21 protein-coding genes and 2 pseudogenes are annotated in these 23,710 nt (G+C 38.7%); 15 read left to right on the forward strand and 8 right to left on the reverse strand.

All coding sequences use genetic code 11. The features are described 5' to 3' along the window. From ED2_RS10810 to ED2_RS10820, 3 genes are all read left to right on the forward strand, one after another. On the forward strand, nucleotides 1-917 hold a 917-nt coding region (locus ED2_RS10810), incomplete at its 5' end, for an FGGY-family carbohydrate kinase (RefSeq protein WP_255209477.1). 14 nt (nucleotides 918-931) lie between these two features. Beyond that, a complete protein-coding gene (gene glpO / locus ED2_RS10815) occupies nucleotides 932-2,755 on the forward strand; it encodes a type 1 glycerol-3-phosphate oxidase (protein WP_016177284.1) in 1,824 nt (607 codons plus the stop codon). Beyond that, nucleotides 2,756-3,472, forward strand: a complete 717-nt coding sequence (locus ED2_RS10820; protein WP_005875469.1) for an MIP/aquaporin family protein — start codon at nucleotides 2,756-2,758, stop codon at nucleotides 3,470-3,472. It abuts the gene before it with no gap. A gap of 48 nt (nucleotides 3,473-3,520) precedes the next feature. Here the strand turns inward: ED2_RS10820 and ED2_RS16540 are convergent. Together ED2_RS16540 and ED2_RS10825 are read right to left on the reverse strand one after the other, a co-directional pair. Next, nucleotides 3,521-3,640 (reverse strand): annotated as a pseudogene (locus tag ED2_RS16540) (DUF3788 family protein); the annotation flags it as partial. Between the two features lie 138 nt (nucleotides 3,641-3,778). Continuing rightward, nucleotides 3,779-4,162: a DUF1093 domain-containing protein gene (locus ED2_RS10825; RefSeq protein WP_005875471.1), complete on the reverse strand. Its 384-nt coding sequence runs from the start codon at nucleotides 4,160-4,162 to the stop codon at nucleotides 3,779-3,781. Between the two features lie 128 nt (nucleotides 4,163-4,290). Here ED2_RS10825 and ED2_RS10830 point away from each other — a divergent pair, with 128 nt between their 5' ends. From ED2_RS10830 to ED2_RS10840, 3 genes are all read left to right on the forward strand, one after another. Further along, nucleotides 4,291-5,250 carry an IS30-like element IS6770 family transposase gene (locus tag ED2_RS10830; protein WP_016177285.1) on the forward strand — a complete coding sequence of 320 codons (960 nt, stop codon included), beginning with the start codon at nucleotides 4,291-4,293 and terminating at the stop codon, nucleotides 5,248-5,250. Nucleotides 5,251-5,641: 391 nt separating this feature from the next. Next, on the forward strand, nucleotides 5,642-7,543 hold the full coding sequence (locus ED2_RS10835; RefSeq protein ID WP_016177286.1) for an endonuclease MutS2: 1,902 nt from the start codon (nucleotides 5,642-5,644) through the stop codon (nucleotides 7,541-7,543). Nucleotides 7,544-7,632: 89 nt separating this feature from the next. After that, complete coding sequence (locus ED2_RS10840) at nucleotides 7,633-8,193, forward strand: CDP-alcohol phosphatidyltransferase family protein (protein ID WP_060789797.1); 561 nt, start codon at nucleotides 7,633-7,635, stop codon at nucleotides 8,191-8,193. Between the two features lie 182 nt (nucleotides 8,194-8,375). Here the strand turns inward: ED2_RS10840 and ED2_RS10845 are convergent, their stop codons facing one another. Together ED2_RS10845 and ED2_RS10850 are read right to left on the reverse strand one after the other, a co-directional pair. Continuing rightward, nucleotides 8,376-8,690 carry a DsrE family protein gene (locus tag ED2_RS10845; RefSeq protein ID WP_005875478.1) on the reverse strand — a complete coding sequence of 105 codons (315 nt, stop codon included), beginning with the start codon at nucleotides 8,688-8,690 and terminating at the stop codon, nucleotides 8,376-8,378. Between the two features lie 11 nt (nucleotides 8,691-8,701). Beyond that, entirely contained in the window at nucleotides 8,702-8,962 is a 261-nt protein-coding gene (locus ED2_RS10850; protein ID WP_005875480.1) for a metal-sensitive transcriptional regulator, read from the reverse strand. 168 nt (nucleotides 8,963-9,130) lie between these two features. Here ED2_RS10850 and ED2_RS10855 point away from each other — a divergent pair, with 168 nt between their 5' ends. Both ED2_RS10855 and ED2_RS10865 read left to right on the forward strand, forming a co-directional pair. Further along, entirely contained in the window at nucleotides 9,131-9,442 is a 312-nt protein-coding gene (locus ED2_RS10855; protein WP_005875481.1) for a rhodanese-like domain-containing protein, read from the forward strand. Then, a pseudogene (locus ED2_RS10865) lies at nucleotides 9,443-11,099 on the forward strand (FAD-dependent oxidoreductase). A gap of 317 nt (nucleotides 11,100-11,416) precedes the next feature. Here ED2_RS10865 and ED2_RS10875 read toward each other — a convergent pair. Beyond that, entirely contained in the window at nucleotides 11,417-12,295 is an 879-nt protein-coding gene (locus ED2_RS10875) for a cation diffusion facilitator family transporter (RefSeq protein ID WP_005875487.1), read from the reverse strand. A 686-nt stretch (nucleotides 12,296-12,981) separates the two neighbouring features. On the opposite strand from ED2_RS10875, the gene ED2_RS10880 reads away from it, so the two are divergent. Beyond that, complete coding sequence (locus ED2_RS10880; protein ID WP_016177290.1) at nucleotides 12,982-14,439, forward strand: NAD-dependent succinate-semialdehyde dehydrogenase; 1,458 nt, start codon at nucleotides 12,982-12,984, stop codon at nucleotides 14,437-14,439. Between the two features lie 309 nt (nucleotides 14,440-14,748). On the opposite strand, the gene ED2_RS10885 is transcribed toward ED2_RS10880, so the two are convergent. Both ED2_RS10885 and ED2_RS10890 read right to left on the reverse strand, forming a co-directional pair. Beyond that, nucleotides 14,749-15,717 carry a glycosyltransferase family 2 protein gene (locus tag ED2_RS10885; protein WP_005875489.1) on the reverse strand — a complete coding sequence of 323 codons (969 nt, stop codon included), beginning with the start codon at nucleotides 15,715-15,717 and terminating at the stop codon, nucleotides 14,749-14,751. Nucleotides 15,718-15,897: 180 nt separating this feature from the next. Continuing rightward, nucleotides 15,898-16,248 carry a PepSY domain-containing protein gene (locus ED2_RS10890; protein WP_016177291.1) on the reverse strand — a complete coding sequence of 117 codons (351 nt, stop codon included), beginning with the start codon at nucleotides 16,246-16,248 and terminating at the stop codon, nucleotides 15,898-15,900. A gap of 197 nt (nucleotides 16,249-16,445) precedes the next feature. On the opposite strand from ED2_RS10890, the gene pepA reads away from it, so the two are divergent. From pepA to ytpR, 4 genes are all read left to right on the forward strand, one after another. Further along, nucleotides 16,446-17,525, forward strand: a complete 1,080-nt coding sequence (pepA, locus tag ED2_RS10895) for a glutamyl aminopeptidase (protein ID WP_016177292.1) — start codon at nucleotides 16,446-16,448, stop codon at nucleotides 17,523-17,525. 304 nt (nucleotides 17,526-17,829) lie between these two features. After that, nucleotides 17,830-18,150 carry a thioredoxin family protein gene (locus ED2_RS10900; RefSeq protein WP_005875492.1) on the forward strand — a complete coding sequence of 107 codons (321 nt, stop codon included), beginning with the start codon at nucleotides 17,830-17,832 and terminating at the stop codon, nucleotides 18,148-18,150. A 21-nt stretch (nucleotides 18,151-18,171) separates the two neighbouring features. Continuing rightward, the gene (locus ED2_RS10905; RefSeq protein ID WP_005875493.1) at nucleotides 18,172-18,636 is read left to right on the forward strand and encodes a universal stress protein; all 465 of its coding nucleotides are present in this window, start codon (nucleotides 18,172-18,174) and stop codon (nucleotides 18,634-18,636) included. A gap of 339 nt (nucleotides 18,637-18,975) precedes the next feature. Continuing rightward, nucleotides 18,976-19,593 carry a YtpR family tRNA-binding protein gene (gene ytpR / locus ED2_RS10910; RefSeq protein ID WP_016177293.1) on the forward strand — a complete coding sequence of 206 codons (618 nt, stop codon included), beginning with the start codon at nucleotides 18,976-18,978 and terminating at the stop codon, nucleotides 19,591-19,593. 104 nt (nucleotides 19,594-19,697) lie between these two features. Here the strand turns inward: ytpR and ED2_RS10915 are convergent, their stop codons facing one another. Next, nucleotides 19,698-20,981: a S1C family serine protease gene (locus tag ED2_RS10915; RefSeq protein ID WP_005875495.1), complete on the reverse strand. Its 1,284-nt coding sequence runs from the start codon at nucleotides 20,979-20,981 to the stop codon at nucleotides 19,698-19,700. 427 nt (nucleotides 20,982-21,408) lie between these two features. Here ED2_RS10915 and rlmH point away from each other — a divergent pair, with 427 nt between their 5' ends. Beyond that, the gene (gene rlmH, locus ED2_RS10920) at nucleotides 21,409-21,888 is read left to right on the forward strand and encodes a 23S rRNA (pseudouridine(1915)-N(3))-methyltransferase RlmH (protein ID WP_005875496.1); all 480 of its coding nucleotides are present in this window, start codon (nucleotides 21,409-21,411) and stop codon (nucleotides 21,886-21,888) included. Between the two features lie 405 nt (nucleotides 21,889-22,293). Next, the gene (gene sstT, locus ED2_RS10925) at nucleotides 22,294-23,559 is read left to right on the forward strand and encodes a serine/threonine transporter SstT (RefSeq protein WP_002310939.1); all 1,266 of its coding nucleotides are present in this window, start codon (nucleotides 22,294-22,296) and stop codon (nucleotides 23,557-23,559) included. Nucleotides 23,560-23,710: the final 151 nt, after the last annotated feature.

A 23,710-nucleotide genomic window follows, 5' to 3' on the forward strand; every position in this document is an offset into this window, starting at 1 on the left:
ATATCCACGATCTTGATTGGGATCAAGAAATACTTGACCTATTAAATATCCCACGAGTGATGTTACCGAAACCAACTTCGAATTCTGAAGTTTACGGCTACACGCAAGGCTATCACTTTTATGGCAGTGAAGCGCCAATTTCTGGAATGGCAGGGGACCAACAAGCAGCTTTATTTGGGCAAATGGCATTTGAACCAGGAATGGTCAAAAATACGTATGGAACTGGTTCATTCATCGTCATGAATACAGGGGAAGAACCGCAATTATCTAAAAACAATTTATTGACGACGATTGGTTATGGGATAAATGGCAAGGTTTACTATGCACTTGAGGGGAGTATTTTTGTAGCTGGGTCATCGATCCAATGGTTGCGTGACGGCTTGCAAATGCTCCAAAAAGCGAGTGACTCGGAAGAAGCTGCGAAACGTTCCACGAATGACGATGAAGTCTACGTTGTCCCAGCTTTTGTAGGTCTAGGCGCTCCATATTGGGATCAATCTGCTAGAGGTTCGATGTTTGGTTTGACGCGTGGCACAACAAAAGAAGACATCATCAAAGCTACCTTACAGTCAATCGCATATCAAGTAAGAGATATCATTGACACGATGCAAGATGATACAGGAATCAAAATCCCAGTGCTGAAAGTAGATGGCGGCGCAGCAAATAATGAATATTTGATGCAATTCCAGACAGATATCTTGAATGTACCGATCCAAAGAGCGGAAAATTTGGAAACTACGGCATTAGGTGCTGCTTTCCTTGCTGGTTTGGCTGTCGGTTACTGGAAAGACACAGATGAAATCAGAGAATTTTATGAAGCTGGTAAAATGTTTGAAGTCGAAATGCCAGAAGAACGAAGAGAAAAACTATATAGTGGCTGGAAAAAAGCAGTCGCTGCTACACAAGCATTTGAGTAAAGGGAGGGAACGTTATGTTTTCAAGAGGAACGAGACAAGAAAATATTGAAAAAATGCAACAAGAAGAATTAGATTTATTGATCATCGGCGGTGGGATCACTGGTGCTGGTGTAGCCATCCAAGCAGCAGCTTCAGGAATCAAAACCGGTCTGATCGAAATGCAGGATTTTGCAGAAGGAACTTCTTCACGTTCAACGAAATTAGTCCATGGAGGCATTCGTTACTTAAAAACATTTGATGTGGAAGTAGTTGCTGATACAGTAGGCGAGCGAGCTGTTGTACAAAGTATCGCACCTCATATACCAAAACCTGATCCAATGCTACTACCTATCTACGAAGATGAAGGAGCGACGACATTCAATATGTTTTCAGTCAAAGTCGCAATGGATCTTTATGACAAGCTAGCAAATGTGACCGGTACCAAATATGAGAACTACACATTGACTCCCGAAGAAGTCTTAGAACGTGAACCTTTCTTGAAAAAAGAAGGTCTAAAGGGTGCAGGTGTATACTTGGACTTTCGCAACAACGATTCCCGTTTAGTCATCGAAAATATCAAGAAAGCAGCAGAAGATGGCGCTTATCTGGTAAGTAAAATGAAAGCGGTTGGCTTTTTATATGACAATGATCAGATCGTAGGCGTCAAAGCGCGAGATCTATTAACAGACGAAGTAGTAGAAATCAAAGCAAAAATAGTGATCAATACAAGCGGTCCATGGGTAGATAAGATCCGCAACTTGAATTTCAAACGAGCAGTTTCGCCTAAAATGCGTCCTACAAAAGGAATCCATTTAGTGGTAGATGCCAAAAAACTACCAGTGCCACAACCAACTTATTTTGATACAGGAAAACAAGATGGCCGGATGGTCTTTGCAATCCCTAGAGAAAATAAAACCTATTTTGGCACAACTGATACAGATTATCAAGGAGACTATACCGATCCTAAAGTGACACAGGAAGATGTGGATTATTTGTTGGAAGTTGTCAACCATCGTTATCCAGAGGCGAATATCACGTTACAAGATGTTGAGGCAAGCTGGGCAGGCTTACGTCCTTTATTGATTGGAAATTCTGGTTCAGACTATAATGGCGGTGACAATGGTTCGATTTCAGATAAAAGCTTTGGGAAAGTAATCGATACAGTCACAGAATATAAAGAAAACAAAGTAACACGTGTAGAAGTCGAAGATGTATTGAATCACTTGGAAAACAGTCGCGACGAAAAAGCACCATCAACGGTTTCCCGAGGAAGTTCTTTGGAACGAGAACCAGACGGATTAGTGACGCTTTCTGGTGGGAAGATCACCGACTATCGTAAGATGGCAGAAGGGGCATTGAAATTGATCCGTCAATTGTTAAAAGACGAATATGGTGTGACAGCCAAAGAAATCGATTCGAAGTATTATCCAGTGTCAGGTGGAGATTTTGACCCAACTAAATTAGAAGAAACAGTCGAAGAATTAACAAAAATCGGTGTTGAAGCAGGATTAGCGGAGGAAGACGCTAGTTATATTGCGGACTTCTATGGCACGAATGCGAAGAAAATCTACGCACTTGCAAAAGATATGACACCATATCCAGGGTTAAGTTTGGCAGAATCTGCTCGCTTACATTACGGATTAGAAGAAGAAATGGTCTTGGCACCAGGTGATTATTTGATTCGTCGAACGAACCATCTATTGTTTGAAAGAGATCAATTGGATGCAATCAAACAACCAATCATTGATGCAATCGCCACATACTTTGCTTGGTCACCAGAAGAGAAAAAACGTCAAGAAAGTCGTTTAGAAGAATTGATTGCTGAGTCGGATTTACGTGACCTAAAGGAGGAGAAATAAATGAATGCAGAGATGACCCAGATCATGGGTGAATTTATTGGGACGATGATTTTGATTTTACTAGGTGATGGTGTTTGTGCGGCAGTCAACTTAAACAAGAGTAAAGCGCAAGCTTCAGGTTGGATCGTCATTGCATTTGGTTGGGGCATGGCTGTAACGATGGGTGTCTATATTTCTGGATTTATGGGACCAGCACATTTGAATCCAGCAGTATCTTTAGCTATGGCAATGACAGGAGCAATCGGTTGGAACCTCGTGATCCCATTTATTATTGCACAAATGTTAGGAGCTTTTGTTGGGGCGATTCTTGTTTGGTTAGCATATCTACCACATTGGGGCGTAACAAAAGATCAAGATGCTATTTTAGGTACATTTGCAACTGGTCCAGCTATTCGTAATTATCCAGCCAACTTTATTACTGAATTGATTGGCACATTTGTCTTAGTTTTAGGGCTACTTGCGTTTGGACAAAATGCTTTTGCAGATGGTACAAATGTATTTGCTGTCGGTGGATTGATCTTGGCTATCGGTCTTTCATTAGGCGGACCTACCGGATATGCGATCAATCCAGCACGTGACCTTGGTCCACGTATTGCTCATGCAGTATTGCCGATCGGAAACAAAGGAACTTCAGACTGGGCCTATTCTTGGGTGCCAGTAGTTGGACCAATGGTTGGCGCTATTGTAGCAGTGGGAGTATACATGTTGATGGTCTAAGACGTTTGAATGTGGGACAAATCTAAAAATCAGGTTTGCTACAGACTCTCGAATAAACGGCGGGAACAGAAGTAACTCCTTCGGAAATAAGCCGAAATTCACAAAAATTTGAAAAGCAATTTTCGTTCATTTCTTCTTATTTCTCGGAGTTAAACACTTCTGTGCCAGCCTCTCTCAAATAAACGACGTCCAAAAGTCAGTCCTCATAAAAAAGTTTAGTAAAATAAGAGCAAATAATCAGGTGCCGACGAAGCGGTTCTGATCATTTGCTCTTTTGCTTGATTCAAAAAGATTTGATTTGAGAAATCAGTTATTTGTTAATTTATTCAAGACATCTTTAGGGATTTTTGATTCTTCAATCGCAGATGGTCCCTTTGTTATTCGTTTTTTACTTACTTCAGCCGTGATGTAAGAGTTTGGTTCTAAAGGCTGTGGTTTTTCAGAAGAAACGGCGTAGGACATATCGATTTTTTGACCACTCTCAGTGACAAAGGTCAATTGATAGTCATAAGACTTTAAGTTATCCACTTTTTTCCCTTGATTATCCAGTGTATCTTTTAGTGGTGGAACTGTTTCCGGTATTTTTGCGTAGGCAGTTTCACTTTTATAGGTTTCTTCATAATATTTATACCCTTTATATCCACCAAAGGCTAATAGCAAAAGGACGATTACAGCAATTACTTTTTTCATTGATTCACACTCTTTTCGTTTTTTTCTTATTACGCGAATTGTAAAATTAAGTTAGAAAAATAAAAAGACATTTATGGTACACTCAAATTGTATTTCCGACGAAAGAAAACAAAGGAGTGTAACCATAAATGACCTACAAACATCTTACCATAGACGAACTGACAATGATAGAATCATATTATCTTCAACATAATAAGCCGGTTGAAATCGCTAACCGAATGGGACGTGCTATACAAACTATTTATAATGTAGTCAATAAGTTCAAGCAAGGCAAGACTGCTCTTGATTATTGGCACCAGTATAAAGAAAATAAGAAAAAATGTGGTAGAAAAGTCATTCAATTACCTGCTCATGAAGTAGATTACATTAAAGAGAAAGTCACTCTTGGTTGGACGCCTGACGTCATTATCGGGCGAAAAGGAAGGCCTGTTTCATGCGGTATGAGAACACTTTATCGTTTATTTTCTAAAGGAATATTTGATATTGACACACTACCGATGAAAGGTAAAAGAAAACCCAATGGCCATCAGGAAAAACGGGGAAAACAACAGTATCAGCGCTCAATCCATGATCGACCTGATAATTATCCTGATTTCAATTCTGAGTTTGGTCACCTTGAAGGTGATACGATCGTTGGCATTCATCATAAAAGTGCCGTCATTACTTTAGTTGAAAGATTATCTAAAGTCATTATTACGATTAAACCCAACGGCCGTAAGGCATTAGATATTGAAACTGCCCTTAATCAATGGTTTTCTCGCTTCCCTAAAAACTTCTTTAAATCTATTACGTTTGACTGTGGAAAAGAATTTTCTAACTGGAAAGCCATTAGTAACCAACATGATGTTGATATATATTTTGCGGACCCTGGAACACCTTCTCAACGCCCATTAAACGAGAATTCTAACGGGATTCTGCGTCGTAATGGACTGCCGAAATCAATGGATTTTAGAGAAGTGAATCAGACATTTATTTCCAGTGTCAGCAATCAACGTAATCATATTCCAAGAAAATCATTGAATTACAGAACACCAATCGAAATATTTTTGAGCTATGTACAAGAAGCATTTTATTCTAGCTTAATTTGACAAATCATATTATCTATTAAATGACAAATAAAGAAAAGCGAAACAGGTAACAATTTTGTTAGTTGAGCGAACAAATTTCTTTGTTTAGTAAAAGCGATTTCTTGTATTAGTTGACAGGTAAAATCAAAGTTGATATAGTTGGGGTGAAAATAAATAAAACCTAGATGAATGAGGTATTTTGATGAGTGTAGCAAGTATCTAACGTAGTCAGTTGAATAGCCAATAAAGCAAGAAGCCTATTTGGCGTGCGTATAGATGATACCTGTCAAAACCAATAGTTTGTATTCAACAAGGACGGGACATGTCTTATTTAAGTGGATGTCCTGTTCTTTTATTTTATCACTAGGTCTTATTTATTTGGGACAGGTATCTCTTCAATAAAGGAGAGAATATGAAAGATACACTCAATAAATTACAATTCGAAGAAATTAAAAACGAAGTCAAAAAACGAGCTATCGGGAATCACAGTAAAGAACGAATCGATGAAATGACCATCCAAACAACTCTGCAAACTGTTCGAACCCGACAAACAGAAACGAAAGAAGCACGCCTCATCTTAGAAAGTAATCAGCATGTTCCATTCATGGGATTGACGAGGATCGATGCATTAACAGCCCAAGTGAAAAAAGGCTTGGTTTTGACGCCCTCAGAATTGATCGAGTATGCTGATTTTTTAAGAAGTAGTCGGTTGATTACGAAATTCTTTGAAAAAAATTGCTATCAGACACCGCTATTGTATGCGTATAGCAAAAATATGCCCAACCTAGTTGAAATCGAAGAGTTGATCTATCAACAAATCAAGAATCAAAAGGTAAGTGATGATGCTTCGCGACAGTTGCGAAAGGTACGAAAACAGTTGCAAGTGACAGAAAAGGAAATCCAAGATCGCTTGTTGAAATTTTTGCGGCATCCCGCGAATAAAGAAATGATCCAAGAAACGATGATTGTTCAAAAAGGAGATCATTATACGATCCCAATCAAGGCAAGTTACAAAAACAAGATACCTGGAAGTATCATAGAGCAATCCAACAAAGGAACAACTGTATTTATTGAACCGACAGCTGTCGAAAAAGCAAGTGGGCACTACCAACTGCTAAAAGCAGAAGAAATTGCAGAAGAGTACCAAGTGTTGGCAGCTTTGACTGGCGCATTGGCTGAGAAAGAATATGCAATTGATTTGATCATTGAGACTGTCACACGTTTAGATATTCTTTTTGCTCGAGCAAAGTATAGTCGGGAAATCAAAGGTGTCACTCCTATCGTCAATAAATCGGAATATATCAACATTAAACAGGGAAGACACCCTTTGCTGACAGGAAAGGCTGTCCCATTGGATTTTGAATTGGGGAAAGATTACCGTGGGTTAGTGATCACTGGCGCGAATGCCGGTGGAAAAACAGTCGTTTTGAAAACTGTGGGACTACTTACCCTCATGGCAATGTTCGGGTTGCAAGTACCAGCAGATGAAGGCACAGAGTTAGCGGTCTTTGATGGTGTTTTTGTCGATATCGGCGATCAACAGAATATTGAAAATGCCTTGAGTACGTTCTCTGGTCATATGCACAATATTGCAGCGATTTTAGGTAAAATCAAAAGGAATACGCTGGTTTTACTAGATGAGATCGGTAGTGGGACAGAGCCAAATGAAGGGGCAGCTTTGGCGGTGGCTATCATGGAAGCAATGTATGAAAAAGGCGCTTTGGTTGTTGCAACTACGCATTATGGGGAAATCAAAAAGTTTGCCAAAGACCATGAAGACTTTATTCCTGCGGCTATGGCATTTGACCGAGAAAAATTGCAGCCGAAGTATCTTCTTCGAGTTGGTGAAACTGGCGAAAGCCAAGCGCTGTGGATCGCCAAAAAAATGGAGATGTCTCCAGAGCTTATTCAACAAGCACAACATTATATCCACAATAAGGCCTATCAAACAAAGAAAAAAGCATTCCAAACGCTCGTCCAGAAGGAAAACGTGAAAGAAAAATTGGAACGATTTTCAAAAGGGGATCGAGTATTCTCGACCATCCATCAAAAAGAAGGTCTGATTTTTGAAGATCAAGGAGAAGACACATTGATCTTTTACTTGGACAGTGAAAAAATCGAAGTCCCACGTTTCCGTGTGACTCTAAAAAGGCGCGCAGAAGAATTGTACCCAGAAAATTATGATCTGGACAGTCTATTTACAGATTTCAAAACGAGAAAATGGCAGAGAGATATCGAGCGTGGCTCGAAAAAAGCCCACAAACAATTAGCTAAAGAAGCGCGTGAACGACAGAAAAATCAGCGACAAACGTAAAATAGGGATATTCAGCGGCAAGGTAAAAATTGGCACATCTATTTTGTTAGGTTAGAATAGACTAAAGTCTATTTAAGGGGCTGTAAAAGATGAAGCAACTATCCAATTGGCGTAAAGAAATACGAACGATCCCCAACCTATTATCTCTTTTTCGTGTTGTGTTATTACCTTTTTATCTTTATCTTGTCGCGCAACATTCTTTTTATTTAGCTGGCGTGATCATCGCTATTTCAGGTCTTACTGATTTTTTAGATGGTTTTATTGCTCGCCGTTTCAATCAAATCACGGAATTAGGAAAAATCCTTGATCCTGTGGCTGATAAATTGACTCAATTGTTTTTGATTCTGTCCATGGCATGGCAACGTCCACTGATTTGGCTCGTATTAGGTCTATTCATTGTCAAAGAAAGCTTTATGTTACTGGCTGGAATCATTGGTCTCAGATATCATGTCAAATTAGATGGTGCAAAATGGTATGGAAAATTAGCGACCGCGGTCATCTATGCAGGAATGGCCATTTGGTTACTCTTTCCTGACCTCACTGGTAGATGGGTCAACTGGATATTTGGTGTGATCACTTATTGTTTGGCACAATCATTTGTGCTTTATATAGGTACCTACCGGAAATTATTAAAATCAGTCGATGATTAAAAACAGAGGTCGAGACAAAAGTCATTTCGATTTGAGAAATTGGAGAAAAAAACGAACAATACGCTTTTTGTATTGCTCGTTTTTTTTAAATTTCCGAAAAGCCTGACTTTTGAATGCCGTTTATCCGAGAGTCTGTAGCAAAACTGATTTTTAGATTTGTCCCATATTCTATTTTTGTTTCATTATGGTTTGATATAAGCAAAGCCTTTTTCTTGTAATTCAATCAGATCTAAAACACCCGCTGGTACGATGACCACTTGTTCAGGTAATGCTTTTTCGCTGATTTCATTCGCACGTAAAGCGTTAGCACAAGCATGGAATGTTACATCTGGTAATGCGAGGAAATCCGCATTCTGGTTATCAAGATAGCCTGTTATTCCGTGACCGTTAACAGTAACGATGATCTCTGTTTTCGGTGCTGCTTTCAGTAGATTTTTGACGTTTTGCTTCGTTTCGAGCCACTTTGCTGTTTCGTCGATGTGAAAGACAACTTTCATTGTTTCGCTCCTTACTTTTTGATGATCATATTGATTGCTTGTTCCATTTTTTTTGCTTGTTCCTCTGGACTATTCTCAGGGTGTTCCAAACAATCCTTGAGATTTTCGGCAACGATCATTCCCATGACACGATCAATACTGGAACGAACGGCGCTCAACTGCGTAATAACATCCATACATTCTTTATCTTCGTCGATCATTTTTTGAATTCCGCGTATTTGACCTTCCGTGCGCTTTAAACGATTCATAATGTTTTTGTTATCGATTTCCATCTTGAATCCTCCTTGTTGTTCTATTTGGATAATACCCTATATAGGTATAGTTTGTAAATAAATAAGTTGATTTTTAAATTTAGGAATCGAATAGTTGACAAATATCAGCATATCGTGTTGAATATACCCCGTGAGGTATTTTAAAAAATTAAACGAGGTGGCATAAAAATGATGTTGTTTCAAACGATACAATCTATTACAATTGCTGAATTAAAAGGAAAACTAACAAGTTCTATTCAATTGATCGATGTGAGAACGCCAAATGAATACCGGGGTGGGCATATTCGACAAGCTAAGAATGTACCATTGCAAAGAATCACTAGTTTTAAAGGTGATCAGGAAAAACCTGTTTATGTGATCTGTCAGTCAGGTATGCGAAGCAAGCAGGCAACGAAAGAATTGAACAAAATGGGCTATCAGGCGATCAATGTACGTGGTGGCATGAATCAATGGTTGGATAAAACAATAGGAGGTAAGTAAATGAAAGTAGTGATTATTGGTGGTGTAGCAGGAGGAATGTCTGCAGCAACTAGATTACGCCGCTTGAAAGAAGATGCAGAAATCGTCGTTTTTGAAAAAGGGCCATTTGTTTCATTTGCCAATTGTGGACTGCCCTATTATGTTTCGGGGGAAATCGACGAACGTGAAAAACTTTTAGTCCAAACTCCTGAGACGTTAGCTGCTCGTTTTCAACTTGATGTCCGTCCAAATCATGAGGTCACAGCTATTTCTAACGGATGAGAAAAAAGTCGAAGTACAGCATGATGGAATACGGACAATGGAATCATATGACGTGCTGTTGCTTTCTCCAGGCGCAAAACCGTTTGTACCACCTATTGCTGGTCTGTCAGAAGCGAAAAACGTCTTCACCGTTAGAAATGTACCAGACATTGATAAGACAATGCACGTCCTTGATACCCAACCAAAACAAGCAGTAGTTGTCGGTGCAGGATTTATTGGGCTTGAGATGGCAGAAAATTTGACCAGACGAGGACTTGAAGTAACAGTTGTGGAGAGTGCACCACATATTTTGCCGACCTTAGATGAGGAAATGGCTGCATTCGTTCATGCAGAATTAGAAGAAAAAGGTGTAACAGTCAAAACCAATCAAGCGGTCATCGCTTTTGAAGAGGAAGGCCAGTTATTGCGTTTAGCAGATGGTACTGCTATTCCTTCCGAACTGACGATTTTATCTGTAGGAGTAGCTCCTGACAGTACATTGGCAAAACAAGCCGGTCTAGAAACTGGAATCAAAGGCGGTATTCTCGTTGATGAATATTATCAAACGAGTGATCCTGCTATTTATGCAGTAGGCGATGCAATCATCGTCAAACAACAAATCACAGGTGAAGACGCGTTAATTTCGTTGGCCTCCCCAGCCAATCGTCAAGGACGTCAAGTAGCAGATAATATCGCTGGCACTGCACGAAAGAACCAAGGAAGTGTCGGTACAGCGATTTTACGCGTATTTGATCTGACTGCAGCTTCTACAGGATTGAATGAACGAGCAGCTAAACAAGCAGGTCTCTCTTATTCAGTTATCCATGTCTCAGGAAAGGATCATGCAAGTTATTATCCAGACGCATCTGATCTTCTTTTGAAATTGATCTTTGATCCAAAAACTGGTGAAATCTACGGAGCACAAGGAATTGGTGAAAAAGGCGTGGATAAAAGAGTAGATGTTCTGGCTACTGCAATCAAAGGAAAGTTAACCATCTTTGATTTACCGGAATTGGAATTGACTTATGCGCCACCCTTTGGTTCAGCAAAAGATCCGGTGAACATGTTAGGTTATGCAGCTATGAATGTTGCGGAAGGATTAAGTGAGCCGATCCAATGGCATGAGTTACCTGAAGCTTTGGCCAATGGAAAAGTATTATTGGATGTGCGAAATGAAGGTGAATTAGCCAATGGCGCATTTCCGCATGCTACAAATATTCCTTTGCACGAGTTACGTTGTCGCTTGAGCGAGTTAGAGAAGAACCAAGAATATATCGTAAGTTGCCATAGTGGACTACGAAGTTATTTAGCTGAACGTATCTTAAAACAAGCTGGTTTCCATGTTCAAAATTTAGACGGCGCATTTGCGCTTTATCGTGCAGTACGCCCAAATGAACTTGTTTATCCCCATCAATAAAAAAATCCGCCTCATTATGTGCAATGCTTTTCAACTTAAAAAATAAGTGAGGAGATTAGTAAGAGTAGCTAGGGAAAAAGCGAGCGTGGGACAAAAGTAAGAAACACTTTTGTCTCATTCTTTAAAAACGAATAAACGGTGGGAGCAGAAGCAACTCCTTCGGAAATAAGCCGAAATTCACAAAAATTTGAAAAACAATTTTCGTTAATTTCTTCTTATTTCTCGGAGTTAAACACTTCTGTCCCAACCTCGCTTTTTCCCACTTTATTTTCCATCTTTTCTCAGGTGAGTCATCAGTTTTTGAAATCATTGTTCCTTTATTTCTCAATAAATGGCTCTACGTGGACATCCGTTTCGTGGACTTGAAATTTTTCGAATAAACGATGTTCAATAATATCAGAAACAGTATGGCTTTCTTTTACTGTTAGATCAGAATCCATCAAGACTGTGATGTCAACATAGATATTTGAACCATAGTTTCGTCCTCGAATATCTTTCACTTGTCTTACTTCCGGAATTTTTTCAATTGTTTCTTTGTAACGAACAAGTTCAGCTTGATCGAAACCGTCGGATAATGAAAACGAACTTTCCCTAAAAATATCAACAGCCGTTTTTAAAATCAGTAGTCCGACAACCATTGCTGCTAGTGTGTCTAACCAACCCAACTGAAAAGATGCAGCAAAAACAGCAATTGCTGTACCAATACTTGTCCAGGCATCGCTTCGGTTATCTTTTGCTGCAGCCAGAAGCCCAGGACTTTTAACTTTTTCGGCTAACTTTTTGTTGAAGTAATAGACGATGTACATAAGGATAGCGGAAAAAATCCCCACGATCGCAGCAGTAATATCGGGACTCCCCGTCTCCTTGTCCATGAAAGAACGAATGGACGAATACAGGACCTCAATCCCTACCAGCAACATGATAAAGGAAGTCACTAGGCTGGCAATATTCTCTGCTTTCCAGTGACCGTAACGGTGTTCATTATCTGCAGGCTTCCGAGAAATCCGGAGGCCGATCAATACAGCAATCGATGCAAGGATATCTGTAAAATTATTCAATCCATCTGCTCTTAAAGCTTCAGAATCTGCGATATTTCCGATAGAAAGTTTTAGGATCGATACGATAACATAAGCCAAAATGCTGATGATAGCACCTAATTCGGCTTGTTTCAATTGTTGGTATCTTTCGTTGTTCATAAATGTTCACTCCAAAATAAAAATATTTTACTATCATATAATATTTTGAGTGTCTATTTAGTAAAGTGTGTAAAATATAATAGTTTTGGAGTAGCGAAATTTTGTACTATGCATCTCTTGAATCCATTAATAGGAAAGTCGAAGAAAGCTTTTTTGCCAACTAGAAAATCATCTATGGAACATTTCACACATGAAAAGCTGTTTTTCTCTGTTCATTCTTATTGCTTGATGCAGAACAGCCTTTTCACAACCTAATCCACGGTGTTCAAAGCCCAACTCCTTGAAATAAGTCTGGATTTTTCAAAACATGGAGAGCTGTTTCGAAAAATTCATTCTTATTGTCAGCGGAGCTGAACGGGCTTTTCACAACCTAATTTAGGGTGTTCAAGAAGCAACTCCTCAACAATAAGGCCTAGATTTTCAAAATATGAGAAGCTATTTTAAAAATCTAGTTCTTATTTGCTCGGAGCTGGGCGCTTCTTTCGCAACCTTATCCACGGTGTTCAAAGAGCTGACCTTCGGCAATAAGTCAAAAAATCTCAAAATATGAGGAACTATTTCGAGATTTTCCTCCTTATTGCTCAGGTCAAAACGCTCTTTTCACAACCTTTATGCATATGTTTTGAGCTTTGCTTTTCTCCGTGTTAGGGTGGGATTGTACCGAATAAGAAGGAGGAAACTGACACATGGCAAAAATAGATTTACCACAAGTCGAAACTCATCTTTATATCAACGGCAAATGGCTGGAGGGATCGGAAGGTACTTTTGAGGTTAAGAATCCTGCAACTGGGGAGATATTAGCCACTGTTCAAAAGGGTGGAGAAAAAGAAACGAAAGAGGCAATTCAGGCGGCTAATAAAGCGTTCGAAGGCTGGTCACAAACTTCTCCTGCAGAACGAGCAAAATTAATGAATAAAATGGCAGATCTAGTAGAAAATGATAGTGAACGATTGGCAAAAATCATGACGATGGAACAAGGAAAACCGCTAAGTCAAGCAGCAGCGGAAATCCAAACGAATGTGGAGAATCTTCGGTGGAATGCGGCGGAAGGACAGCGTATTTTAGGGGACATCGTTCCTTCACCAACTACTAATCAATGGCAAGCCCGGAAACAACCAGTCGGAGTAGTAGGAGCAATTACTCCTTGGAACTTTCCTTCTAATATGATTATTCGGAAGATATCGCCAGCAATCGCAGCGGGGTGTACGGTGATTTTAAAACCCGCAAAAGCGACACCGCTTTCAGCACTAGCGCTAATGGAACTATTTGATCAAGCTGGATTTCCTGAAGGAGTCGTCAATATCGTAATGGGGGATTCTTCAACGATTGGTAAGATCTTATCAGAATCTGATGACATTCAAAAAATCACTTTTACAGGTTCAACCGAAGTGGGGCAAATCTTGAATGAACAAGCGGCTCCGACACTGAAAAAAGTTTCAATGGAACTTGGCGGGCATGCTCCATTTATTATTTTCCCTGATGCGGATTTAGAATTAGCGACAGAGATGTTGATCAAAACTAAATTTATCAACAATGGACAAGTGTGTACGTCACCTAATCGAATCTTTATCCATAAAGAGATCAAACAAAAAGCAACAGATCTTATCATGGAAAAGATGAAAGGTGTATCTGTAGGTAATGGGTTAGACGACCCAACAACAGGTCCGCTGATCAATGAAGAAGGAATCGAGAAGATCGAAGAACAGCTGAAGGATGCAGTTGATAAAGGGGCACAGATCCTTTGTGGTGGAAAGCGCTTGACAGAAGGCGAGTACGCGAACGGCTTTTTCTTTGAACCAACTGTTTTAGATGGTGTAACAAAAGAAATGGCAATCTTTTATGAAGAAACGTTTGGACCGGTCATTCCATTGATTACATTTGAAGAGGAAGATCAAGTGATCAAGGATGCCAATGATACGATTTTTGGCCTGGCTTCTTACTTCTTCTCGACCAATATCCACACAGTCGATCATGTCAGCAATCAACTGCAATATGGGATGGTGGGAGTAAATGATACAGCGATATCTAACTCTGCTACGCCTTTTGGTGGGGTCAAACATTCCGGATTCGGTCGTGAGAATGGAACTTATGGTGTCGAAGAATATATTGAGGTAAAATTTGTGACGATTCGGACGGCTAAGTAAAAGCACAGCAAATAGAAGAATACGAAAATCAGAAGAGGCCAAGACAGAAGTGTTCAACTCCAATAAATAAGAAGAAATTAACGAAAATTGCTTTTCAAATTTTTGTTAATTTCGGCTTATTCAAGAAGGAGTTGCTTCTGCTCCCACCGTTTATTCGTTTTTAAAGAGTGAGCCAAAAGTGTTTCTTACTTTTGGCTCACCCTCTTTTCGAATAATCGATGTACGTAGTTCCACTAAAAAAAGCCAAAAAAACCAAAAAACGTAAGAAGTAATTTTGGTTTTTTTGACTTTCTTCTTATAAGTGAACACTTATTTCTGAGTCTTTCTGTCCATCAATTCTTTTCGATATTCATGATAAACATGATAAAGATTCAATTCGTATTCTTTTTTTGCGTTTGTTACTACGGTGTCTAAAATCAGCCCGGTAACTAGTGAAAGTAAAGCCAGTATCATCAATCCAGTACTTAAAATAGCCGAAGGTACCCGTGTGATGAAGTGGGTCAACATATATTCACGAAGAACTGGTACGCCAGTGAATAGACCAAATAAAAAGAAGAAAAGTGTCCAGATCCCAAAGAACATCAGCGGTTTGTAATCTTTGCACATTTTGATGATCATCATGATCACTTTAAAGCCATCGGAAAAAGTATTTAACTTTGATTCACTTCCTTCTGGACGATCGCGATAATCAATAGGGATTTCTACTAACTTGAATTTTTTATCTAATGCATGGATCGTTAGTTCCGTTTCGATTTGGAAACCAGAACTCATGATAGGAAAGCTTTTGACAAAAATCCGATTAAATCCACGATAGCCAGTCATGACATCGCGTATTTTCGTTTTATATAATTGCGTGATCGTATTTTTAACTAGATTATTACCGAAATCATGGAAAGGACGCTTGTTTTCATCAAAATACGTCCCGTTTGAGAGTCGGTCACCAATGACCATATCCGCTCTGCCTGAACGAAGTTGATCGAGTAACTCATGGGCCGCTTCTGCTGGATAGGTATCATCACCATCGACCATTAGATAATAATCTGCTTCAATATCAAAAAACATTTGCCGAATCACATTTCCTTTTCCTTGGCGAGGCTCTTTTTTAACGATTGCACCACACTGTAGAGCTAGATCATACGTGTTGTCTGTCGAATTATTGTCATATACATAAATATCTGCTTGTGGTAATTCTCGTTTAAAGTCTGCAATGACAGTCGAAATCGTTGCTTCTTCATTGTAACAAGGAATTAGAACAGCAATTTTTTCTTGTTGTTCCATTTTTCACTCTCCTTAAATCATCGAAAACACATTTTCCTTTTAAGAATACCGTATCATTTTCGTAAATACTAGTATTCCTAGAGAAAATTAACTTCTTTTTTAGCGCAATTCATAAAGAAATCCCTACGAAAAAACGAAGATGTTTTTTCAGAGAAGGGATAAGGAATCAATTCTATACAGTTAAGCAAATTCACTTTTTTTTCGTGTAATATCTAAAACAGTACCTGTGTAGGCATCTGCTAAGAATTCATAGTAGACAACTTCACCATCTTCGATTCGTGATATACCACCTCGATATGCCTTCGAATGGATCGCAAATTTTCGAGTAGGTTCTTTTTCAAAGGAAATCCAGGAACCTTCAATAGAGCCTTCTTTTAAAAATGGTTCTTTAATTTGATGCAAGACTTCATCCGCAGATAAGGTCTTTTTTCGATGATACCAAATAGTTGAAGCAACACCGCTTAACAATCCAAGTCCGATTCCCACAGCAAGACCGCCTTTAAAATAGCTTAGTTCGCTTTCTTCATACATACGTCTTACCTCCTTTTATATCCAATAGCTTCTTTGTGTTTATTCTACCATACTATGGGTTTTTCTTTGAAATAAATAACCACTACTTGTGAAAATAAGTTATAATAAATCCAAGTGATTGGCTAAAAGCGCTAAGGTTTGCGTCAATCAACAATAAGTTTGAGAGGAGCATAGTCTGAATTTTAGACGAACTTTATATGGACGAAAAAACATTTCAACGTATCAAAGAACTAACAGAACTTCAAGGAACAAGTGGTTTTGAGCAAGACATCCGGGAGTATATGGGCGCGCACATGGAGCCTTTAGTGGATGAATTACAACAAGACGGGCTAGGTGGGATCTTTGGTTTACGTCACCATGATGATGCGGATGCTCCGCGCGTAATGGTTGCGGCACATATGGATGAAGTTGGCTTCATGTTGACCCAGATCCAAGAAAATGGCTTATTTAAAGTCGTACCTTTAGGCGGATGGAATCCTTACGTCGTTTCTGCCCAACGTTTTACGTTAAAAACGTCATCAGGAAAAAATTATCCATGTATTTCTTCCTCTGTACCACCACATTTATTACGCGGTACAAGTGGCCAAAAAGCAGTTGAAGTCACAGATATTTTATTCGATGCCGGCTTTGAGTCACGTGAAGAAGCAATGAGCTTTGGCGTATTACCTGGTGATACGATCGTTCCTTATGCAGAAACAGTCAAAACAGCCAATGGAAAAAATATCATCAGTAAATCTTGGGATAATCGTTACGGCTGTACAATGGTCTTAGAAGCTTTGGAAGCATTGCAAAATGAAACATTAGGGCATACTTTGATCGCTGGAGCAAATGTACAGGAAGAAGTGGGCTTACGTGGCTCTAAAGTTTCTGTCAACAAATTCAAACCAGATCTTTTCTTTGCAGTTGATTGTTCAGCAGCGGACGATACAAGAACAAAGAATGGCACTTTTGGTCATTTAGGGGAAGGGACATTGATGCGTATTCAAGATCCAGGTTTGATCATGTTACCTCGTCTACGTGAGTATTTATTAGATGTTGCTGAAACGAATCACATTCCTTATCAATACTTTGTTTCAAAAGGCGGAACTGACGCAGGTGCGGCACATACTCAAAATGAAGGAATCCCAAGTACAGTGATCGGTGTTGTAGGACGTTATATCCATACACATCAAACGATGTTCAGCATCCGTGATTTTGAGGCAGCCAGAGAAATGCTGATCCAAACATTAAAAGGGTTAGACAAATCAACTGTTGATACAATCGTATATGGAAAATAAAATATAAGAGAAATGGAAAGTAGCGTATTGCTGAAATATTTATTTTTAACGATACTCTAGGGAACCTTAAAGTATGAGACAAAATTGTTTCTTACTTTTGTCCCACGCTCAAACATACCGAGTCTATTCCATATCTCTTAGAAAATAAGCCTTAACAATCCGAACATAGCTTTTTATGTTTTTAGGATCGTTAAGGCTATTTTTGTAGGAGCGGGACACATTTTTTACAATTTAGGCTTTGGGTTGGTCAGTTTTGGATAAAGGTGTATAATCTAGATGTAAGAAAAAGAAAAGAGGTAAACAGATGATTATTCCTGAGGGTTTAGAAGAATTAGCTAGTTATGTAGAAAAAGGAAATAATATCTTTTTCTTTACTGCAGATTGGTGTGGTGATTGTCGCTTTATCAAACCGCAGATGCCAGAGATCGAAAATGATTTTTCTGGATGGAATTTTATTGAAGTTGATCGTGACAAATACATAGATGTAGCCGCTGAGTGGAGCATTTTTGGAATTCCAAGTTTTGTTGTCATCCAAGACGGAAAAGAATTAGGCCGTCTGGTAAACAAAGACAGAAAAACAAAACAAGAAGTCGAGGATTTCTTAAATCGTGTGATTGAGGGTTAACATCTGCTAGGAGGGATCAAGATGGAACAAGAATATCAAAATATTTTAGTCGGTATCGATGGTAGTGAACAAGCACTTTTAGCGTTTAAAAAAGCGGTCGAAGTTGCTCGAAGAAATCGAGGTACTGTATACGTAGTGAATGTGATCGATCAACAATTTTATAATTTTATGGGCTATGCCCCAATCGATCAAACAGTAGTGGATCAACAAACAGAAGCAGCAAAACAAATGATTGAAGACTGCAAAGCTTACGGGAAAACCGTTGATTATCAAGATATCGAAGGAATCATTGCCTACGGTTCGGTCAGAGAAACAATGGCAATCAATTTACCTAAAAAATATAAAATCGATTTGATCATGGTAGGACAATCAGGTCTCAATGCAGTTGAACGCTTTATGACCGGAAGTGTGGCAAGCTATGTCATTCGTCGAGCACCTTGTGACGTCTTGATCGTGTCAGATGAAGAAGAAGTAGCAAAAGAATAAGAACATGCAAAAAGCGTGTTAACGCATTGTTTATCTGAATTTTAAGAGGCCGGGACAGAAGTGGCTAGATTCAAGAAATAAGAAGGAAATTCCAAAAAATGTTTCTGCAATGTTTGTGGGATTTTGGCTGATTTCTCGAAAAGGCTACTTCTGAAACGCCATTTATCCGCAAAAGAGAGTGTGACAAGGATTTTGTCATACCCCTTTATTTTTTTGGAATCAGAAAAATGCTATAAAGTATGGCAAAAAGGGCTTATTTTTTGGATGAAAAAAATCTCATGCATCGATCAACAATTTTTGTTAAGATAAGTGACAGCAAATGATACTGGAGGAAAAAACATGATTTTTGCTTACAATAAAGCACATGTCGGTGATACTTTGATGGTGATCATAGCCGATGATAAAGGAACGGAAAATAGCGTTATCCGCAAAGGAAATGTCGCACAGGTAAAGGATGAATCAGGACAAATCGTTGCTTGGAATTTTTTCCATCTCTCTGACCACCTCGTTATTGAAGGAAACGGACAAGTTGAAGTAACGAAAGAACAATTAGCCGAATTGAACCGATTGATAAAAGAAGCAGGCTTCACGGAAACACTCGTTAAAGACAATGAGCCTAAAATCGTTGTCGGCTATGTTGAAACTTGTGTCCCACATCCTGACTCAGATCATTTATCAATCACGGAAACACAAGTAAGCGATAGTGAAACATTACAAATCGTTTGTGGAGCACCAAATATCGAAGCTGGACAAAAAGTTGTTGTAGCGAAACCAGGTGCGATGATGCCTGATGGAATGATGATTTGGCCAGGTAATTTACGTGGGGTAGAAAGTTTTGGCATGATCTGTTCTGCGAAAGAATTGCAGTTGCCAAATGCTCCAGAAAAGAAGGGCATATTGGTATTGCCAGCAGATGCAGTGATAGGGGAAGATTTCTTAAAGACCCGCAGTGTTTAATATAAAAAAATAAAATTGACATGGAAAAACCTCCCAAGAAAATGATGATTTCTTTGGGAGGTTTTTCGCTTTGGGGAAGACGATAGTTTCTATAGTTAATGGAATCAGTTTCCTGAATTCGATGATTGGTTTTGTTTTAATGCAGATTGATCGATCGTCAATTCAACTGTAGCAGTTTTTTCATCTTTTTCTTGGTAATAAGTGATTTTTACTGTGTCACCAACTTTTTTCTTATAAAGAGCTGATTGCAACTCAACACCAGATGAAACTTCCGTGTCGTCGATTTTAGTAATTACATCATATTGTTTCAAACCAGCTTTTTCAGCAGGTGTTGCTGGTTGGACACTTGCCACGATTACACCATTTGTGACTAAAGAAGGAATCTTCAAGACTTGTTCTTTTTGCTGCGTTGAAACATAAGATAAATCGTACATCGTAATTCCTAATGCAGGACGTGTCACTTTACCATCTTTTTCAAGTTGGTTGATGATATTGACTACATCATTACTTGGGATTGCAAAGCCCATACCTTCAACACTTACGCCAGATGAAGATTCAGAAGTAGTAGCGATTTTACTTGAGTTGATCCCAATCACTTGTCCTTCAATGTTGATCAGTGGACCACCTGAGTTACCAGGATTGATTGCAGCATCTGTTTGGATTGCATTGATATTTACAGTTTCGTTGGATTCATTTGTACTTGTCACTTGTCGGTTCAAAGAAGAAACGATACCTGATGTCACTGAATTGGCATATTCGGAACCTAAAGGAGAACCAATTGCAATTGCAGGTTCACCAACTTTTAAAGCACTAGAGTCGCCAAAAGAAGCAACTTTATCCACTTTATCTGATTGGATCTTCAATACAGCTAAATCAGAATAAGCATCAGTTCCAACTAATTCTGCTTTGACTTTTGTCCCATCTTTGAGCAAAACTTCTAATCCTTGTTGCCCATCAACTACGTGGTTATTTGTTACGATATATGAAGTGTTGCCCTCTTTTTTGTAGATAACGCCACTCCCTTCACTAGAAGCCTCTAGATCACTATCTTCAGTACTTTGCTGCTGTTGCCCAAATAGTTTGCCAAAATCGTTCGATTGATTTTGACTTTGCAAGTTGATAACGGAAACTACCGCATCTTGTACTTTATCTACAGCACTAGTAATATCTGAATCTACATTCACTTTGACATTTTCTACAACAGTTTCACCTGACGAATTCTGGTTACCCCCAGCACTCGTATTGGAGTGACCATTTCCTAATGCAGCATAAAAAATACCCGCTGTTAATAATCCTCCAATCACACCACCGACTAAACCTAGTCCAAGTTTGCGCCAAAGACCATTATTTTTCTTTTTCATTTTTGATGTCACATCTTTTCTATCCATGTGGCCTGCCTCCAATTATTATTTTCTTTTATTTAAGTATAGACCTATTTGTTAAATTTAGTCTACTTTGAGACTATGAACTTTTTATGAAAAAGCTTAGGAAAAATCATTGATTTCAGATGAAAAAAATAAAAAAATACTTTTCCACAAGATATGTGTAAAAAACACGGGATAAACTGAGGAAAAACAAGAGTGTTTTTTATCCACAATATGTGGATAAAGTGGATAAATCTGTGAGAAATATATGTTTGCTTAAGAAATACTTATAAAATAAGCCACAAACACCTCTCTTTCTGTGGATAAACCTGTGGATGTTGTGTATAACTATGTGGGAATCTTTGTAAAAATAAATCCGTCATTCCATGTCCTATCCGGAACGAAATTCTATTATAATGGAAGAAGAAATCAAATAGAGGAGTACGAGAATGTGAATATCAAAATAATTTCAGTCGGGAAATTGAAAGAAAAGTACCTGATCCAAGGAATTCAGGAATATGTTAAAAGATTACAGGCATATGCCAAAATCGAATTAATCGAAGTACCCGATGAAAAAGCACCAGAAAATCTAAGTGATGCCCAGATGCGCCAAGTGAAGGAAAAAGAAGGGGAGCGGATCTTAAGTAAAATAAAAGAACAAGAATATGTCTATGCCTTAGCTATTGAAGGGAAAAATCCCACTAGTGAAGCATTTGCCAAGCAAATCAATCAATTAGGCATCCAAGGAAAAAGCCACCTTGTTTTTGTCATCGGTGGTTCATTAGGCCTAAGCGAGGCAGTCATGAAAAGAAGCAACACCCAAATCTCCTTTGGCAAAATGACTTATCCACACCAACTGATGCGACTAATACTCGTCGAACAAATCTATCGTGCCTTTCGGATCAATACGGGGGCTCCGTATCATAAATGAGGATTTTTTTGACAGTACAATGTTGTTGTAATGAGAGATGAGTAATAATGAAATAACACAAAATTAAAAATGCCCTTTGTACCCGTAGTGTTTCAGTAACAGAAAAAATCATTCAAAAAATGGATTTATTGAAAGTCTACAAGAACAAGACTACTGATGAATTCCGCCTAGAATCTAATCTATTCTTTATTTCAAATCAATAAATCATCATTTCGTTAATTTGTTCCCCACGAACGTGGGAAAAAAGTAAGAAACACTTTTGTCTTATTCTTTAAAAACGAATAAACGGTGGGAGCAGAAGCAACTCCTTCTTATTTCTCGGATTTAAACGCTTCTGTCCGATCCTCTTTAATAGTTTGAATTTTTAGAAAGTTTATCTTTTATTTCTATTTTAGAGATGTTAAAATGATGGTTAAACTATATAGGGGTGATTATTTGTTAGATAAGTTTTTGGATATGTCTTTAGTTCAACGAATTAGTTGCGGTATCATAGTTGGTATTATAGTTGGTATTTTTTTACCCTCATGGACGTTTATCACCATATTGGGGACTGTATTTGTCAGTTGCTTAAAAGCCATTGCTCCTCTCTTGGTATTTTTTCTGACGGCAGCTTCGATTGCAAAACATAAAGTTGGGAATGAAACCTATGTCAAACCTATTTTATTTTTATACTTAGGTGGAACGTTCCTCTCTGCGTTAGTTGCAGTAGTCGTTAGTTCGATTTTTACGATCCCAATCACTTTGCAAGAACAGGTCTCTGAAAAGGCGCCACAAAATATCGGCAGTGTCTTATCTACGATGTTGACTAACGTGACACAAAACCCGATCCAAGCAATCATTGAATCAAATTATTTAGGCGTTTTGTTCTGGGCCGTCTTGTTAGGGCTGGCTTTGCGTAGTCGTACGGAAACAACTAAAGAAGTCGTGGATCAAGTTTCTGTAGCCTTGTCACACGTAGTGCAGCTGATCATTGCGTTTGCACCGATCGGTATCCTAGGATTAGTTTATCAATCGATCTCAACGACAGGGTTGTCTGGCTTAGCAGAATATCTTCAACTAGTTCTGGTATTAGTAGGAACCATGTTATTTGTCGCTTTAGTTGTTTATCCGCTTCTGACTTTCTTATTTATCAAAGAAAATCCCTATCCATTGATTTTCTTTTGCTTAAAAGAAAGTGCGGTTCCCGCCTTCTTTACACGTAGTTCAGCAGCCAACATTCCTATCAATATGATGTTAGCCGAACGATTGAAATTAACGAAGGAATCCTATGCGATCTCGATTCCGTTGGGAGCGACCATTAATATGGGGGGCGCTGCTGTAACGATTACCGTGATGACATTGACGACGGTACAAACATTAGGGATCGAAGCGTCCTTTGCTTCAAAATTGATCCTTAGTCTGTTGGCAGCCATTGCTGCTTGTGGAGCTTCAGGCGTTGCGGGAGGTTCGTTGCTATTGATTCCTTTGGCTTGCAGCTTGTTTGGTATTTCGAATGAGATTGCGATGCAAGTTGTAGGGATAGGATTTATTATCGGTGTGATCCAAGATTCGGTAGAAACAGCTTTGAACTCTTCTAGTGATCTGTTATTCACAGCGATTGGGGAATTAAGCGCGCGGAAACGTAACGGAGAAGCAATCTCCTTAAAAGATTCCTTAAGTGAATCAAACTGATTGCGAATGGGTGATCATTTTTCGATGATTGGTTTTCTGAAGTGATGATTGACCGAAAATAAAAAGCTTTTATCCTAACTTCAAGTATAGGGTAAAGGTTTTTTTATTTCGCGAATTGTAAAATTAAGTTAGAAAAGTAAAAAGACATTTA

Source organism: Enterococcus durans NBRC 100479 = LMG 10746, from assembly GCF_001544215.1.
GTDB lineage: Bacteria > Bacillota > Bacilli > Lactobacillales > Enterococcaceae > Enterococcus_B > Enterococcus_B durans.

Excerpts from the sequence above, each read along its gene's own strand:
- ED2_RS10855 (WP_005875481.1), top strand. The coding sequence starts at position 9,131 with ATGATGTTGTTTCAAACGATACAATCTATTACAATTGCTGAATTAAAA.
- ED2_RS10835 (WP_016177286.1), top strand. The coding sequence starts at position 5,642 with ATGAAAGATACACTCAATAAATTACAATTCGAAGAAATTAAAAACGAA.
- ytpR (WP_016177293.1), top strand. The coding sequence starts at position 18,976 with ATGATTTTTGCTTACAATAAAGCACATGTCGGTGATACTTTGATGGTG.
- ED2_RS10840 (WP_060789797.1), top strand. The coding sequence starts at position 7,633 with ATGAAGCAACTATCCAATTGGCGTAAAGAAATACGAACGATCCCCAAC.
- ED2_RS10820 (WP_005875469.1), top strand. The coding sequence starts at position 2,756 with ATGAATGCAGAGATGACCCAGATCATGGGTGAATTTATTGGGACGATG.
- ED2_RS10890 (WP_016177291.1), bottom strand. The coding sequence starts at position 16,248 with ATGTATGAAGAAAGCGAACTAAGCTATTTTAAAGGCGGTCTTGCTGTG.
- ED2_RS10850 (WP_005875480.1), bottom strand. The coding sequence starts at position 8,962 with ATGGAAATCGATAACAAAAACATTATGAATCGTTTAAAGCGCACGGAA.
- ED2_RS10830 (WP_016177285.1), top strand. The coding sequence starts at position 4,291 with ATGACCTACAAACATCTTACCATAGACGAACTGACAATGATAGAATCA.
- glpO (WP_016177284.1), top strand. The coding sequence starts at position 932 with ATGTTTTCAAGAGGAACGAGACAAGAAAATATTGAAAAAATGCAACAA.
- ED2_RS10880 (WP_016177290.1), top strand. The coding sequence starts at position 12,982 with ATGGCAAAAATAGATTTACCACAAGTCGAAACTCATCTTTATATCAAC.
- sstT (WP_002310939.1), top strand. The coding sequence starts at position 22,294 with ATGATGGTTAAACTATATAGGGGTGATTATTTGTTAGATAAGTTTTTG.
- ED2_RS10915 (WP_005875495.1), bottom strand. The coding sequence starts at position 20,981 with ATGGATAGAAAAGATGTGACATCAAAAATGAAAAAGAAAAATAATGGT.
- ED2_RS10900 (WP_005875492.1), top strand. The coding sequence starts at position 17,830 with ATGATTATTCCTGAGGGTTTAGAAGAATTAGCTAGTTATGTAGAAAAA.
- pepA (WP_016177292.1), top strand. The coding sequence starts at position 16,446 with ATGGACGAAAAAACATTTCAACGTATCAAAGAACTAACAGAACTTCAA.
- ED2_RS10885 (WP_005875489.1), bottom strand. The coding sequence starts at position 15,717 with ATGGAACAACAAGAAAAAATTGCTGTTCTAATTCCTTGTTACAATGAA.
- ED2_RS10825 (WP_005875471.1), bottom strand. The coding sequence starts at position 4,162 with ATGAAAAAAGTAATTGCTGTAATCGTCCTTTTGCTATTAGCCTTTGGT.
- ED2_RS10905 (WP_005875493.1), top strand. The coding sequence starts at position 18,172 with ATGGAACAAGAATATCAAAATATTTTAGTCGGTATCGATGGTAGTGAA.
- ED2_RS10845 (WP_005875478.1), bottom strand. The coding sequence starts at position 8,690 with ATGAAAGTTGTCTTTCACATCGACGAAACAGCAAAGTGGCTCGAAACG.
- ED2_RS10875 (WP_005875487.1), bottom strand. The coding sequence starts at position 12,295 with ATGAACAACGAAAGATACCAACAATTGAAACAAGCCGAATTAGGTGCT.